Origin of the sequence: Rhodococcus sp. ENV425 (genome assembly GCF_002887785.1) — a bacterium.
GTDB lineage: Bacteria > Actinomycetota > Actinomycetes > Mycobacteriales > Mycobacteriaceae > Rhodococcus > Rhodococcus aetherivorans.
Genome location: NZ_PCZU01000105.1, coordinates 1 through 14,877, shown reverse-complemented (window position 1 = coordinate 14,877; position 14,877 = coordinate 1). Strand labels below are relative to the sequence as shown.

The following is a 14,877-nucleotide window of genomic DNA, read 5'->3' as shown; positions in this document are numbered from 1 at the left end:
GCCGCAGCGGCTGCGACGAGGCCGTCGCCGAATGCCTGCGCTCGTCGCTGCGGCTCACCGAGGCCGCCGACGTCACCCGCATCCGCCGCATCGTCGACCGGCACACCGCCGGCCTCTCCCCCGCCGACCTCGACGCGCTCGGATTCGCCGACTGGCTCGACGGACTCGAACGCGGCTTCGCCGCCCATCACGCGGGCATGGTGCCGGTATTCCGGCACGCCGTGGAGGAGCTGTTCGGCCTCGGCCTCGTCCGGATCGTCTTCGCCACGGAGACCCTCGCCGTGGGCGTCAACATGCCCGCACGGACAGTCGTGCTCGAACGCCTCGTCAAGCACACCACCGCCGGGCCGGTCCGCCTCACCGCCGGCGAGTACACCCAGTTGACGGGACGGGCCGGCCGTCGCGGCATCGATCGGGAGGGCCACGCGGTCGTGCTGTGGAGCCCGGAGGTGCAGCCGGCCACCGTCGCGGGGCTCGCCTCCACCCGCACCTACCCGCTGAACAGCTCCCTGCGGGTGGGCTACAACACCGCTGTCAACCTCGTCGACCGGCTCGGCGTCGCCGGAGCCCGGGACCTGCTCGGCCGGTCCTTCGCCCAGTTCCAGGCGGAGCATTCGGTGGCCGCGCTGGCCACCGCGGCGACGACGAACGCGGCGACGCTCCACCGGCTCGACGACGAACTCGGGGACGCCGAGGGTTTCGCCGAGTACCAGCAGTTGCGCGAGCGGCTGGCCGCGGCGCGCACCAGCGGCACCGCCGACGCGGTGACCGCTCTCGCGCGGGCCGTGCGTTCGCACCCCGGGCACCGGCACGCCGATCGGGAACGCCTGATCACCGTCGCCGAGCGCCGTCGCGCGCTGGCCGCCGACACCGAGGTGCTGCGCGGGCAGGTCGCCGCCGCCACCGGCCGGCTCGTGGAGACGTTCGACCGTGTCCTCGGGCTGCTCGACGAACGCGGGTACATCCTGTCCGACCCGTACACCGGCGAGGCGGTGGCCACCGACCACGGCCGGATGCTGGGCCGGATTTATTGCGGCAGCGACCTTCTCGTTGCCGAGTGCCTGAGAACCGGCGTGTGGGCGGGCCTCGATCCGGCCGAGCTGGCCGCCGTCGTGTCGAGTGTGCTCGGCGAATCGCGACGGCCGGCGCCCGGCGGCGGAGCCCCCACGGCCGGTGTCGACGCCGCGTACCGCGCGACGGTCCGGCTGTGGCGGGAACTGTCCGACGCGGAGCGCCGGCACGGCCTGCCCGCGGGCCCCGAACCGGATCCGGTGGCGATGCGCGCGATCCACCGGTGGGCCCGTGGCGACGGCGTGTCCGCGGCCCTGCGCGAGGCGGCGGAGTCGGATCTGTCGGCGGGCGATCTCGTCCGGCGCTACCTGCGCACCCTCGACCTGCTCGGGCAGATCGGCAGGGGCGAGTGCCCGGTGGAGCCGGCCGGCTTCACCGCGGCCGGGTACCCACAGCGCTCTCCAGTTCGGTGAGCGCGCCCTCGAGGAGCTCGACCAGCCGGTCGAGGGCGGGCACCGCGTGGCGGTCGCCGACCACCCCGAGATCGAGCCGGCCGTCGTTCCCGGTGAGGGTGATGCTCAGTGCCTGCCCGTTCAGCACGGCCGGCACGGGGTAGATGCCGGTCAGCCGCGCACCGTTCCAGTACCGGGTGCGGGAAGGTCCCGGCAGGTAGGAGATCAGCACGTTGAACGGCGGCGGGATCTCGTCGACGAACCGCCGCACCGGCTCGAGCGCGAGCGGGCTCAGCGACAACGCGCTGAGCATCAGGAACTGGGTTCCGCTCAGCGCGGTGACCACCCGGTCGGTGTGGACGAGCGAGTCGGCGATCCGGGCGAGCCGCACCGCGGGATCGGGTTCGTCGGTGGCCAGGCCGATCACCATCGCTCCGACGCCGGGTTCGCGGCCGCCGGGACCGACCGCGGCGCCACCGAGGTTCATCGGCACCGGGAGCATCGCGGTCAGCGGTGCCTCCGGGAGCGCGTACCGCTCGGACAGATACGCGCGCAGGCCGCCGGCGCACATCGTCAGCACGACCGCGTCGATCGTGGTGTCCGCCGACGTCGCAACCGAGTGGAGCCGCTCGATCGGCCAGGAGCGCGCCGCGAGGGTCCGGCCCCGCCCCACTGCGACGTTGAACATCGTGGGCGGCGTCTGCCACGGCAGCGCCACCTGGTGCCGGCGCACGCCCTCCGTGACCAGCCTGCCGATCTCCGGGGTCATCGCGAACACCTCCGCGCCGACCCGGAGCCCGGCGCGCAGCCACGAGGTGGGAAGGGGCGACAGCCGAGCCCGGGGGGCCACCACCTCCGGGCTCCACGGCGCGGGGCAGTCGCGGGCGCCGGGGTCGGTGGACATGCTCCGGTGCAGCAGGCGCAGGCCGGCCGGGCCGTCGGCGAGGGACAGGTGGATCTTCGCGTACATCGCGGTGCGCCCGTCCTCGAGTCCCTCGATGACGTACACCTCCCACATCGGGTGGAGCGGGTCGAGCGGGGAGCCGTGGATCCGGGAGACGAGGGCCAGCAGGTCGGCCATCGAACCGGATCCGGGCACGGCGGTGTGACGTACGTGAAACCGCAGGTCGACGTCCTCGGGACGCGACCACCACGGGTAGCCGGCCCCGCGCAGCGTCCGCACCGGACGCCGGCGCAGCGCATCCGCCACCTCGTCGTGGGCGAGCAGGGTCTCGTACATGCGACGGGCATGGTCGTCCCCGGCATCCGGCGGGGGCTCGAACAACGCGAGAGCCCCGAGGTGCAGTGGACGCGACGAGGTTTCGAGCAGCACGAACAGCGCCTCGGGAAGGCTCATCACCTGCATTCCCCCATCGTGGCGCCGAAACAGCCCGCGCGTGCGGTAACCCGGCCATCTCCGCAGGGACGTGCCCGCGACGCGCGGAAATGGTGTGACGTCTCCGCGCCGCGGGGACTACCCCTCGTCCAGTCCCGGACGACGCGGAGACGTAGGGGGCCGGGACTCCCCGCTCGCATGCCAGGCGGAGTGACCTCCCTGCCGGGATCGCGGCCCGAAGCGACGATAGCAACAAACCGGTCGCACGGTATGTCTTTGGAGCTGGTCCCGCCCGTATTTCTCCGCGCGGGCGTGTTTCGACTCGGGAGCGCGTGGCTATAGCCCTTACACGGGCACCGCCCCACGAGAGGTCTCCCGCGCGGCGCGGCGGCTCGCGGACCGTTGGAGCGACAGGAGCGCGGACCATGACCATCCAATCCGCAGGCGGAGGTGGGGGCAGCGGCACGATGGCACGGCCGAACTCGTCCGGCCTCGCCGACGTCATCGACACCATCCTCGACAAGGGACTCGTCATCGACGCATTCGTCCGCGTCTCGCTCGTGGGCATCGAGATCATCACGATCGACGCACGGGTCGTGGTGGCGAGCGTCGACACCTACCTGCGTTTCGCCGAGGCAGTCAACAGGCTCGAGATCTCCACGACCGAGCCGAAGGGCCTGACGGACGTCGTCGGCGGCGTGGCCGGGAACGTCGTCGAGAAGGCCGCCGAGCACAAGACGAAGGGCGCACTGGACTCCGCCGGCGAACGGGTCCGTGGCCTGCTCGCCGGCAACGAGGACGAACGGGAGCCGGCGCCACGCCGATCCCGCAGCAGAGACCGGTGACGTTCACCTCCGCCGATCGGCGGCCCGCACCCGCCGCCGTCACGGCATGGGTCCGAACTCCGGCCACCGCCGTCCGGTTCCCCGGCGGCCCGGAGCGGGTCTAGTCTCCTCCGGGTGAGGACACGCACCGGTGCGTTCGCGCCGTCCCTGCTGCGGCGCATGGCGGCGCGGGCGACGCTCACTCCTGTCCGGGTCGTGGCGCTGAGCTTCGCCGCCGCGATCGCCGTCGGCACGCTCCTGCTCCTCACGCCCGCGGCGAGCCTGCCCGGTACCGCGACCTCCCTCGTCGACGCCCTGTTCACCGCGACCTCGGCGATGTGCCTGACGGGCCTGGTCGTCGTCGACACGCCCACGCACTGGTCCGGCTTCGGCCAGGGCATCATCCTGGCCCTGATCCAGGCCGGCGGGTTCGGGATCATGACCATGGCCTCGCTCGTCGGCCTGCTGCTCGCGAACCGGATCGGCCTCAAGGCCCGATTGAATACCGCGGCCGAGGTGCGTGCGTCGGGGCTCGGCGACGTCCGCTCGGTCGTCGTCGGCGTCGTGCGGATGAGCGTGTTCATCGAGTCGGTCACCGCGGTGGCGCTCGCCCTGCGGTTTGCGCTCGGCTACGAGGAGCCGCCCCTGCGTGCGGTGTGGCTGGGAGTGTTCCATTCCGTCTCGGCGTTCAACAACGCCGGCTTCGCGCTCTACAGCGACAACATCATCGGCTTCGCCGACGATCCGTGGATCTGCGTGCCGCTGATGCTCGCGGTGATCCTGGGCGGCATCGGGTTCCCGGTCCTGTTCGAAGTGACCCGGCACCTGCGCGGCCGCAGCCACCGCTGGAGCCTGCACACCCGCCTGACCGTGACCGTCACCGCGGTGCTGTTGGTGGTGGGACCGGTGCTGGTGCTGGTGCTCGAGTGGACCCGCACCCTGCAGCACTACCACTTCGGCCAGAAGCTGCTCGTCGCCGCGTTCCAGGGCGTGATGCCCCGCACCGCCGGCTTCAACAGCGTCGACTACGCCCAGATGGACCCGGCCACCCTCCTGGTGACGGACGTGCTCATGTTCATCGGCGGCGGCAGCGGCGGCACCGCCGGCGGAATCAAGGTCACCACCTTCGTCCTTCTGCTGTTCGTCATCCTCGCCGAGGCCCGCGGCGAGCGCTCGGTGAGCGTCTTCGACCGGCGCATCGACACCCGGGTCCAGCGTCAGGCGTTGTCGGTGGCCCTGATCGGTGTCGCCCTGGTGATGGTGCCGACCATCGCCCTGTTGGCGGGGACCTCGTTCGACCTCAACGTCCTGTTGTTCGAGGTCACCTCCGCGTTCGCCACCGTCGGCCTGTCCACCGGGATCACGGCCCAGCTGCCCGTCTGGGGGCAGCTGATCCTGGTGCTCCTGATGTATCTGGGCCGCATCGGATCGATCACCCTCGTGAGCGCTCTCGCCGCCCGCGATCGCGGCCGGCGCTACGAACTCCCGGAAGAAAGGCCCTTCATTGGCTAGGAAATCCGCCGCCGACGTGGTGGTCGTGCTCGGGCTCGGGCGGTTCGGCAAGTCGCTCGCGCTCGAGCTGATGAGCCAGGGCACCGAGGTCCTCGGCATCGACTCCAGCGACGCCGTGGTGCAGAAGGTCGCCCACCGCCTGACCCACGCCGTGGTCGCCGACACCACCGACGAGGAATCGCTGCGGCAACTGTCGGTGCACGAGTACGGCCGCGCCGTCGTGGGAATCGGTTCCGATCTCGAGGCCAGCCTGCTCACCGCCTCCGCCCTGATCAACCTGGGCGTGCACAACATCTGGGCCAAGGCGATCAGCAACGCGCACGCGAAGATCCTCACCCAGATCGGGGTGCACCACGTCGTCCGGCCGGAGCACGACATGGGCAAGCGGGTCGCCCACCTGGTGCGCGGCCGGATGATCGACTACATCGAGTTCGACGACGGCTTCGCGATGGTCAAGACGACCCCGCCGGCGTTCGCGATCGGCCGGCGCCTCGGCGACACCGCCGTCCGCTCCGACTTCGGCGTGACCGTCGTGGCGATCAAACGTCCCGGCGAGGACTTCACCTACGCCACCGCCGACACCGTCCTCGCCCCCGGGGACACCATCATCGTCTCCGGGCGGGTCCGGAACACCGAACGATTCAGCGAACTCACCTGACAGCACCGGAACGACGTAGGCTGCAGACGATGTCACCGACAGCGCACCAGGAGCGACCGGACCCCCACCCGGCCGCGGCACCGAACGGCACCGGTCGTGCCCGGTAGCACGCTGAGGACCCGGTTCAGCCGTTCCGACGCCCTGACCGAGCGACCCGACTTCGCGCTGGTGGGCATCCTGCGGGTGCCGCAGCTACAGACCAGCCCGGGCCGGGCGATCGTGCGCCGGATCGGATACGCCCTGATCGCCCTGGCCCTGGTGGTGCTCGTCGTCTACCTCGACCGCGACGGCTACTCCGACGCCCAGGACAACGAACTGTCGTTGCTGGACTGCCTCTACTACGCGACGGTGTCGCTCTCGACCACCGGCTACGGCGACATCACCCCCATCACACCGCAGGCCCGCCTCGTCAACGTCCTGGTCATCACCCCGCTGCGGATCTTCTTCCTCATCATCCTGGTCGGCACCACCCTCTCCGCCCTGACCGAGAGCTCCCGCCAAACCTTCCGCATCCAACGCTGGCGACACCGCGTGCGCAACCACACCGTCGTCGCCGGCTACGGCACCAAGGGCCGCACCGCGGTCGAGGCGATGCTCGGCGACGGCGCCGCGCCCTCGGACATCGTCGTCGTCGACACCGACCCCGTGGTGCTCGACGCCGCCAGCGGCCAGGGCTTGGTCACCGTCCAGGGCTCGGCGACCAAGTCCGACGTGCTGCGCCTGGCCGGGGTGCCGCACTGCGACTCGATCGTCGTCGCCGCCAACCGCGACGACACCGCGGTGCTCGTCACCCTCACCGCCCGTGAACTCGCCCCCGCCGCCAAGATCGTCGTGGCCATCCGCGAATCGGAGAACACCCATCTGCTCCGCCAGTCGGGCGCCGACACGGTGGTGATCTCCTCCGAGACGGCGGGCCGGTTGCTCGGAGCCGCCACCATCACCCCGAACGTCGTGGAAATGATCGAGGACCTGCTCACCCCGGAGGAAGGCTTCGCGATCGCCGAACGCGAGGTCGAACCCGGCGAGGTCGGCGGCTCACCGCGGCACCTCCCCGACATCGTCCTGGGCGTCGAACGCAACGGCCGCCTGCTGCGTGTCGGGTCCCCGGAGGTCGAGGCGGTGGAGGCCGGCGACCGGCTGCTCTACCTCCGGCGCGTCTCGGACTGATCGGAACGTCCCGGACCGGCCGGGGCGTCTCGGACCGACCGTGCGGTTGCCGTCCCGGGTTCCGCTATCCGGCCGGGGCGCACAGCCGCGCCGACAGCTCCCAGAGTCCGCGGGCGACAGCCTCGTCGTGCGAGCGCGAATTGGATTCGACACGCTCGGGGGCGCCCCGCAGCTCGAACAGGCCACCGGGACCGTAGTACCCGCCGGGCTCGACGCCGGGCGCGGTGGCCGCGTACAGCAGCGGCAGCGCTCCGGTCTGCGGGGACTGCCCCACCAGCCGGTTCGCCACGCCCAGGAACACGTCCTGGATCGACTCGGTGTGTGACTGCAGGTTCGTCGAGGAGTATCCCGGGTGCGCGGCCACCGCCACGACCGGGGACTGCTGCTCGGTGAGCCGGCGCTGCAGCTCGTGGGTGAACAGCAGGTTGGCCAGCTTCGACTGCCCGTACGCCAGCCACCGGTCGTAGCGACGGTGCTCCCAGTTCAGGTCGTCGAGATCGATGCGACCGATCCGGTGCATGCCGCTCGACATCGTCACCACGCGGTCGGTGACGCGCTCGCCCAGCAGGGCGGTGAGGGCGAAGTGGCCGAGGTGATTGGTTCCGATCTGCATCTCGAATCCGTCGACGGTGCGGCGCAGCGGTACTGCCATCACGCCGGCGTTGTTGACCAGCACGTCGACCTCGTCGACGCCCCCGGCGAATTCACGCACCGATGCCAGGTCGGCCAGATCGAGGCGCCGCACCCGCGCGTTGGGCCCGATCTCCCGGGCCACGGCCTCGCCCTTGGCCACGTTCCGGCACGCCAGCACCACCCGCGCCCCCGCGGCCCCGAGTGCGCGGGCCGCCACCTCGCCCAGGCCGCTGTTGGCGCCCGTCACCACGAAGGTGCGGCCGTCCTGCTTCGGGATGTCGCGTGTGGTCCAAGCCGTCATGTCGGCCACCCTACGGGGAACGGGACATCCGGGAAAGGAACCCGCTCGGCCACCCGCCCGGCGCCGACACGTCGCCGACACGTTCCCGAAACAGGCCGGCGATAGGGTCGCCTCGCTTCCGTCGCCCGTCGCGCCGGAATTCCGAAGGGAGCAGTAGGAGGGGTCCCGTGCCGCCACGTCGCAGGTCGATACTGCTCGACCGGCTCGAATCCGGGACCCCCGGCCGTCCCCAGCAGGCCATCCTCGACGAACTGCGCCGCGTCATCCTCTCCGGCGCCGTCCCGCCGGGAACCCCCATCCCGGTACCCGAGGTGGCGGAACTGTTCGGCGTCAGCCGCATCCCGATCCGAGAATCGCTGAAAACCCTCATCGGCGAGGGACTCGTCGACCACCGGCGGAACCACGGATACACCGTCGCCCGGCTGACCGCCGCCGAACTCCGCGAGATGTATCTCGTGCGGGAAACCCTCGAGACGGCAGCACTGACGGCGGCGGTGGCGCTGGCCACCGAAGCCGATCACGCCCACGCCGCATGGGTCCACGCACGCCTCGAACGCGCCGTCGCCGACGACGATCCGCACACCTACCACCGCGAGAGCCGCGAGTTCCACCTGGCGCTGGCCGGCCCGTCGCGCATGCACCGGCTGCTGCACATGCTCGAATCGGCTTGGAACATCACCGAACCCGTGCAACCGATGGTGCACGTGTCCGCGGTGCAGCGGACGGTTCTGCATGCCGAGCACGAGCGGATGCTGACCGCGTTCCTGGCCCGGGACACGGCGGGGCTCCTCGCCGCCGCCGACGCCCACAACCATCGGCTCGATTCCGTGATCGCGACGCTGCCCGCCGACGCCGGGTTGCTGACCCCGGAAGATATACCGATCGGGAAACCCACCGGCAACACCTGATCGTTACCGTTCTCCTCATCGGAATTCACCACCGTCGCTGAGATTCCGGGTCCACTGCCTTCCTCGCGGACCTGCGCCGTGCCGAACCGATCGGCGCCCCGCCGGTCGTCGACGTCCAGGAGTACCCATGACCGAATTGATCTCTCCCCGCCGTGATCTGCCGCGCGGCGCCGTGCTCGGCGCCGACGACCTCGTCGAAGCGGCGGGCCACCCCGTCGGCGGCGGGCTGGTCGAGCCGGACTACGACCCGCGGCTCACCAACGAGGACCTCGCCCCGCTGAAGAAGCAGAGCTGGGGCTCGTACAACATCTTCGCGTTCTGGATGTCCGACGTGCACAGCGTCGGGGGCTACGTCACCGCCGGCAGCCTCTTCGCCCTCGGCCTGGCCAGCTGGCAGGTGCTGGTGGCCCTGCTCGCCGGCATCACGATCGTCTACTTCTTCTGCAACCTCGTCGCCAAGCCCAGTCAGGTGACCGGCGTGCCCTATCCGGTGATCTGCCGCAGCGTCTTCGGGGTGCTCGGCGCGAACATACCCGCGATCATCCGCGGCCTGATCGCGGTGGCCTGGTACGGAATCCAGACGTTCCTCGCCTCGGCGGCGCTCGATATGGTGCTGATCAAGCTGTTCCCGTCGCTGGCCCCGTACGCGGTGGTGGAGGACTACGGCTTCGCCGGACTCTCCGCCCTGGGCTGGGGCAGCTTCCTGACCCTGTGGATCGTGCAGGCCTGCGTATTCTGGCGCGGCATGGAGTCGATCCGTAGGTTCATCGACTTCTGCGGTCCCGCAGTCTATGTCGTGATGTTCCTGCTGTGCGGCTACCTGATCTCCCAGGCCGGTTGGAGCGCAATCGATCTGAATCTCGGCTCGGTGACCTACACGGGCCTGGATGCGATTCCGGTGATGCTGGGCGCGATTGCGCTGGTGGTGTCCTACTTCTCCGGACCGATGCTGAACTTCGGCGATTTCTCCCGCTACGGAAAGTCCTTCGCCGCGGTGAAGAAGGGCAACCTCCTCGGCCTGCCGGTCAACTTCCTGGTGTTCTCGCTGCTCGTGGTGATCACCGCGTCGCTGACCCTGCCCGTGTACGGCGAGCTGATCACCGATCCCGTCGAAACGGTCGCCCGCATCGACTCGACCTTCGCGATCGTGCTCGGTGCCCTGACGTTCACCGTCGCCACCATCGGCATCAACATCGTCGCCAACTTCATCTCCCCCGCCTTCGACTTCTCCAACGTCAGCCCCCAGCGGATCAGCTGGCGCGCCGGCGGAATGATCGCCGCCGTCGGCTCGGTGCTGATCACCCCGTGGAACCTGTACAACAACCCCGATGTCATCCACTACACCCTCGAGACGCTCGGCGCGTTCATCGGTCCGCTGTTCGGCATCCTGATCGCGGACTACTACCTGGTGCGGAGGCAGAAGGTGATCGTCGACGATCTGTTCACCATGTCCGAGCGCGGCGCGTACTGGTACCGCAAGGGCTACAACCCCGCCGCGGTGATCGCCACCGTCGTCGGCGCCGCCGTCGCGGTGATCCCGGTGCTGGTCAAGTCCGCGCCCGGCATGCACACCGCCGCGCAGTACAGCTGGTTCATCGGGTGCGGCCTCGGCCTGGCCGTCTACTACGTCCTCGCCACCCGCACCGCCCTCGCGGTCCGCGTCGGCGACGGTTCCGCCGAACCGGTGAGCGTGGGCTGATCGGAATGCGCATCAAGGTCGTCAACCCGAACACCACCCGGTCGATGACCGCCACCATCGAGGCGTGTGCCCGGACCGTCGCCGGCCCGGGCACCGATGTCGAGGCGGTCAGCCCCACGATGGGTCCCGCCTCGATCGAGAGCCACTACGACGAGGCGCTCGCCGTACCGGGTGTGCTCGCCGAGATCGCCGCGGGCGAGGAGGCCGGCGTCGACGGATACGTCATCGCCTGTTTCGGCGACCCGGGGCTCGACGCAGCGCGGGAGATCGCCGCCGGGCCCGTCGTCGGCATCGCGGAGGCCGCCATGCACGCGGCCGCGCTCCTGGGTCGTGGCTTCTCCGTCGTCACGACGCTGGGCCGGACCACCGGCCGGACGTGGGATCTGGCCGAACGGTACGGCCTGCGCCGGTCCTGCCTCGGCGTGCACGCGTGCGAGCTGCCGGTGCTGGACCTCGAGACCGATCCCGACGCCCGCAAGATCGTCACGGAGGCCTGTTTCGAGGCGCTCGACTCGGACGGCTCCGACGCCGTCGTGCTCGGGTGTGCCGGCATGGCCGACCTGTGCGCACACATCTCCGAGGAGCTCGGCGCCCCGGTCGTGGACGGGGTGGCCGCGGCGACGTTGTTCGTCCAGTCCCTGGTCACGCTGGGTCTGCGCACCGGCAAACGGGGCGAGTTCGCCGTCCCGCCGGCGAAGCCGTACGCGGGCCTGCTGGCGCCGTTCGCTAGAGCTCGAACCGCACGCCCGTGAGCTTCTCCGACAGCTCCCACAGTTGCCGGGCGGTGTCCGGATCTCCGGCGCGGCGGCTGTAGGCGGCCACGGTCGGCGGGCCGTACAGCTCGAAGAAGCGGTCCGGCCCGATGTAGCCGCCGGTCACCTCGGGATCGGCGGCGGCCACCACCACGGATTCGGCGCCCTGGGCCGGGGTGCGCTCGAGCACTCTCTTCCCGAGGCGGAACAACTGGTCGAACCACGTTCCGGTGTGCGTGCCGACGTCGGTGGCCGCGTAGCCCGGATGCGCGGCCACCGCCCGCAGCGGCGATCCGGCGGCCGCCAGCCGGCGCCCGAGCTCGAGGCTGAACATCAGGTTCGCCAGCTTGGATTCCGCGTAGGCCAGCGAGCGGCTGTAGTGCCGGCGGCGCTCCCAGTTCAGGTCGTCGAGATGGATGCGCCCGAACCGGTGACTCATGCTCGAGACGGTGACCACGCGGTCGGTGAGCCGATCGAGCAGCAGCCCGGTCAGCGCGAAGTGCCCGAGGTGGTTGGTGCCCATCTGCATCTCGAAGCCGTCCACCGTGCGGCTCAGCGGCACACCCATCACGCCGGCGTTGTTGACGAGCACGTCGACGGTCTCGATGCCCGACGCGAACTCCCGCACCGACGCCAGGTCGGCGAGATCGAGCCGGCGCACCTGCGCGTGCGGGCCGATATCCCGCGCGACCGCCTCGCCCCTGGCCACGTTCCGGCACGCGAGCACCACGTCGGCACCGGCGGCACCGAGCGCCCGGGCGGTGGCCGCACCGAGGCCGCTGTTCGCGCCGGTCACCACGAAGGTGCGGCCCCGCAGGGTGCCGGGTGCCGGCGGGGAGAACCGTTCAGGCACCGATGGAGAACTTCATCATGGGCAGCATCGCCCACAGCTGGTCCTGCCAGTAACCCCACGTGTGGGTGCCGGCGGCCGGGAAGTCGAAGTGGGCGGAGTTGATGCCCAGGGTCGCCAACCGCACCTGGAACGCGCGGTTCTGCGCCAGGGCGAGCGCCTCGAGTCCCATCGCGTTACCCGTGTTGAACACCCCGATCGCGGAGTTCGGCCGGTCGTGCTGGCCGGGCAGGCCGCTGCCCGCGGAGATCCACATCGGCAGCCCCCGCATGCTGGGCGCGGCGACGAACGGGTCGTTGCGCAGCCACGCCGAGTTCCACGGCGGGCCCCACATCGAGTCGGCGTTGTAGCCGCCGGAGTCGATCATCGCGAGGCGGATCGCCTCCCGCATACCGGGCGCGGACAGGTTCAGGTAACCGGACATGGAACCGGCGAAGCGGAACTGGTCGCGGTGGTAGGCCGCGAGGATCAGCGCCGCGTTGCCTCCCATCGACAGGCCCACGATCGCGTTGCTGGAACGGTCGATGCCGTACGTACCGGCCAGGAAGTCCGGCAGGTTCTGGGTGAGGAAGGACTCCCACTTGTAGGTGTAGCGCTGGCCGTTGAGGTTGCTCGGCGCGTACCAGTCCGTGTAGAAGCTGGACTGGCCGCCGACCGGCATCACCACGTTGACGCCGTGATCCGACAGCCACGCGGCGTTCGTCTCGTGCTCCCAGCCGCTCACGTCGTTGGTGGCGCGCAGGCCGTCGAGCAGGTACATGGCCTTGTTGCTGCCGTTGTTCGCCAGCCAGATGCGGACCTTGATCTGGCCGACCCCGCCCGGCGCCGGCACCCAGTGTTCCCGCAGGCGGGAGTAGGGGTCCGCCGAGGCGGTGCCCGCGCCGGCGAAGGCCACCGCGAGCGGCAGCACGAGCGCCGCGATCAGGAATCGGACGAGCGCCCGAACCCCCCGGCGTCCGGCCTTGGTTCTGGAAGTATGAGTCACACCAGGCTCCATCAGCACATCTGTAGCAACAACAACTGTGGCCCCGACAGTTACGCAACAACACGGTAGAGGTCCACGTCGGCCTGTACGAGGCTTGCACATAATCGTTATCGAGCAAAGCCGAACCGAAAGGCAGGCGCAATGAGCAGCGACCTCGGCAGGCGGCCGGTCACCGTCGGAATCGACGGCTCCGACGCCGCGAAACAGGCTGCGACCTGGTCCGCAGCCGTCGCCGCGCGGCTCGGCACGAACCTGCAGCTCGTCCATTCGCTGCCGGGCCCCCGGAATTATTTCAGTGACGCCGCGCTGCGCGCGCGGACCGAATACACCCAGCGCCTCGCCGAAATCGGCCGTGAACTGCTCGACGACACCGCGGCGGCGCTGCACCGGCGGCACCCGGATCTCGAGGTGGTCACAACCGTCCATGACGGCCCACCCGACCTGGCGCTGCTCGAACACGGCGACCGCAGCCGGATGCTCGTGCTCGGAGCCACCGGCACGGGTGCGCTCGGTTCGCTGCTCACCGGCTCCACCGCGCTGCGGGTCGCCAACCGGTCCACCTGCCCGGTCGTGCTCTGGCGGGGCGATCCGGTCCCCGAACCGGGCACGGACCGCCGGCCGGTGCTGGTCGGCATCGACGGCAGCGAGGACGCCGGCCCGGTGGTCACCGCCGCGTTCGACATGGCCGCGGCGCTCGGGGTCGGCGTCCTCGCCGCGCACGCGTGGGGTGCCGGGGAGGTGGCGGGCCGCACCTCGGCGCTCGAACTGATCGACTGGGCAGTCGTCGAGGCCGAGGAGACGGCGTTGCTGTCCGAGTGCATCGCCGGGCAGCGCGAGCGGTACCCGGACGTGCCGGTCACCGAGATCGTCGAGCAGATCGGCGCCCGGCACCTGCTGCTGCGGCTGGCGACGCACGCTCAGTTGAGCGTCGTCGGCAGCCACGGCCGGGGACTGCTCGGCGGCCTGCTCCTGGGCTCGACGAGTCAGGCGCTGCTGCACCACGCGCCGTGCCCGACCATGATCTGCCGTCCGGGGGTGTGACGATGCTGCGCGGATCGATCCGGCTCGGCCGGGTCACGGGGATAGAGATCCGGGCCCACTGGTCGCTGCTCGCGACGCTCGGGCTGCTGTCGTGGCTGCTTGCCGGGGCGATCCTGCCCGCCCGGATCAGCGGTCCGAGCCCCGCACAGTTCTGGATCGCGGGCGTCGCCGCGGCGGTGGGCCTGCTGGTGTCGCTGCTCGCCCACGAACTTGCGCACTCGGTGGTGGCGGGCCGCTACGGAGTCGGGGTGGACGGGATCACGCTGTGGCTGCTCGGCGGCGTCTCCGAGCTGCGCGACGAACCCCCGAACCCGAAAGCCGATCTGCGTATCGCGCTGGCCGGACCGCTCACGAGCGTCGGGATCGGCGTCGTCGCGCTGGCGGCGGCCTCGTTCCTCGGCCCGCCCGTCCCGGAGCTGGTGACCGCGACGATCGGCTGGCTCGGCGCGACCAACCTGGTGCTGGCCGTGTTCAACCTGTTGCCGGGTGCGCCGCTGGACGGCGGACGGGTCGTGCGGGCGGTGCTGTGGCGCCGCACCGGCGACCGCCTCGCGGCCGCGAGCGGCGCCGCGCGCTCCGGCCGCGCGGTGGGGCTGGCGCTGATCCTGCTCGGCGCCGCCGAGACGCTCGCCCTCGGCAGCGCGGGCGGCCTGTGGCTGATGCTCCTCGGCTGGTTCCTGCGGACCGCGGCCAACGCCGAGCTCGCGAACGCGTCGCTGCGGCATCAGCTCGGCGACACCCGGGTCGG

Annotated in this window: 14 protein-coding genes; 10 read left to right on the top strand and 4 right to left on the bottom strand. The window is 70.9% G+C overall.

Features of this window, described 5'->3' with window-relative positions; all coding sequences use genetic code 11:
* Positions 1–1,484: helicase-related protein (locus CQZ88_RS08620; RefSeq protein ID WP_374703815.1), on the top strand; the 1,484-nt coding region annotated here is incomplete at its 5' end.
* Here CQZ88_RS08620 and CQZ88_RS08615 read toward each other — a convergent pair.
* Positions 1,444–2,829, bottom strand: coding sequence for a wax ester/triacylglycerol synthase family O-acyltransferase (locus tag CQZ88_RS08615; protein ID WP_043799852.1), 1,386 nt, complete (start codon positions 2,827–2,829; stop codon positions 1,444–1,446). The genes CQZ88_RS08620 and CQZ88_RS08615 overlap by 41 nt on opposite strands.
* Positions 2,830–3,224: 395 nt before the next feature.
* Between CQZ88_RS08615 and gvpJ the strand changes: the two genes are divergently transcribed.
* The 4 genes from gvpJ to CQZ88_RS08595 all read left to right on the top strand — a co-directional run bounded on the left by gvpJ (position 3,225) and on the right by CQZ88_RS08595 (position 6,960).
* The gene (gvpJ, locus tag CQZ88_RS08610) at positions 3,225–3,644 is read left to right on the top strand and encodes a gas vesicle protein GvpJ (RefSeq protein WP_180986978.1); all 420 of its coding nucleotides are present in this window, start codon (positions 3,225–3,227) and stop codon (positions 3,642–3,644) included.
* Positions 3,645–3,803: 159 nt separating this feature from the next.
* Positions 3,804–5,135: a TrkH family potassium uptake protein gene (locus CQZ88_RS08605; RefSeq protein WP_065923529.1), complete on the top strand. Its 1,332-nt coding sequence runs from the start codon at positions 3,804–3,806 to the stop codon at positions 5,133–5,135.
* Between the two features lie 19 nt (positions 5,136–5,154).
* Positions 5,155–5,793, top strand: coding sequence for a TrkA family potassium uptake protein (locus CQZ88_RS08600; RefSeq protein WP_029541736.1), 639 nt, complete (start codon positions 5,155–5,157; stop codon positions 5,791–5,793).
* A 96-nt stretch (positions 5,794–5,889) separates the two neighbouring features.
* Positions 5,890–6,960: a TrkA family potassium uptake protein gene (locus CQZ88_RS08595; protein WP_006946916.1), complete on the top strand. Its 1,071-nt coding sequence runs from the start codon at positions 5,890–5,892 to the stop codon at positions 6,958–6,960.
* Positions 6,961–7,024: 64 nt separating this feature from the next.
* On the opposite strand, the gene CQZ88_RS08590 is transcribed toward CQZ88_RS08595, so the two are convergent.
* Positions 7,025–7,894, bottom strand: a complete 870-nt coding sequence (locus CQZ88_RS08590) for an oxidoreductase (RefSeq protein WP_006946917.1) — start codon at positions 7,892–7,894, stop codon at positions 7,025–7,027.
* 167 nt (positions 7,895–8,061) lie between these two features.
* Here CQZ88_RS08590 and CQZ88_RS08585 point away from each other — a divergent pair, with 167 nt between their 5' ends.
* The 3 genes from CQZ88_RS08585 (at position 8,062) to CQZ88_RS08575 (ending at position 11,253) form a co-directional block, all read left to right on the top strand.
* Positions 8,062–8,802, top strand: coding sequence for a GntR family transcriptional regulator (locus CQZ88_RS08585; protein WP_029541731.1), 741 nt, complete (start codon positions 8,062–8,064; stop codon positions 8,800–8,802).
* A gap of 127 nt (positions 8,803–8,929) precedes the next feature.
* The gene (locus CQZ88_RS08580) at positions 8,930–10,501 is read left to right on the top strand and encodes an NCS1 family nucleobase:cation symporter-1 (RefSeq protein WP_102799599.1); all 1,572 of its coding nucleotides are present in this window, start codon (positions 8,930–8,932) and stop codon (positions 10,499–10,501) included.
* A gap of 5 nt (positions 10,502–10,506) precedes the next feature.
* Positions 10,507–11,253, top strand: a complete 747-nt coding sequence (locus tag CQZ88_RS08575; protein ID WP_029541727.1) for an aspartate/glutamate racemase family protein — start codon at positions 10,507–10,509, stop codon at positions 11,251–11,253.
* On the opposite strand, the gene CQZ88_RS08570 is transcribed toward CQZ88_RS08575, so the two are convergent.
* The gene (locus CQZ88_RS08570; protein WP_006946928.1) at positions 11,228–12,106 is read right to left on the bottom strand and encodes an oxidoreductase; all 879 of its coding nucleotides are present in this window, start codon (positions 12,104–12,106) and stop codon (positions 11,228–11,230) included. The two genes, CQZ88_RS08575 and CQZ88_RS08570, sit on opposite strands and share 26 nt — an antisense overlap.
* Positions 12,099–13,100 (bottom strand): alpha/beta hydrolase family protein, encoded by a 1,002-nt coding sequence (locus tag CQZ88_RS08565; protein WP_258008512.1) that lies wholly within the window; start codon positions 13,098–13,100, stop codon positions 12,099–12,101. Before CQZ88_RS08565 ends, CQZ88_RS08570 begins: the two co-directional genes overlap by 8 nt.
* Before the next feature lie 129 nt (positions 13,101–13,229).
* Here CQZ88_RS08565 and CQZ88_RS08560 point away from each other — a divergent pair, with 129 nt between their 5' ends.
* Together CQZ88_RS08560 and CQZ88_RS08555 are read left to right on the top strand one after the other, a co-directional pair.
* Positions 13,230–14,129 carry a universal stress protein gene (locus tag CQZ88_RS08560; protein WP_029541725.1) on the top strand — a complete coding sequence of 300 codons (900 nt, stop codon included), beginning with the start codon at positions 13,230–13,232 and terminating at the stop codon, positions 14,127–14,129.
* A gap of 2 nt (positions 14,130–14,131) precedes the next feature.
* Positions 14,132–14,877, top strand: a 746-nt coding sequence (locus CQZ88_RS08555) for a site-2 protease family protein (RefSeq protein WP_180986977.1), incomplete at its 3' end; no start/stop codon positions are given.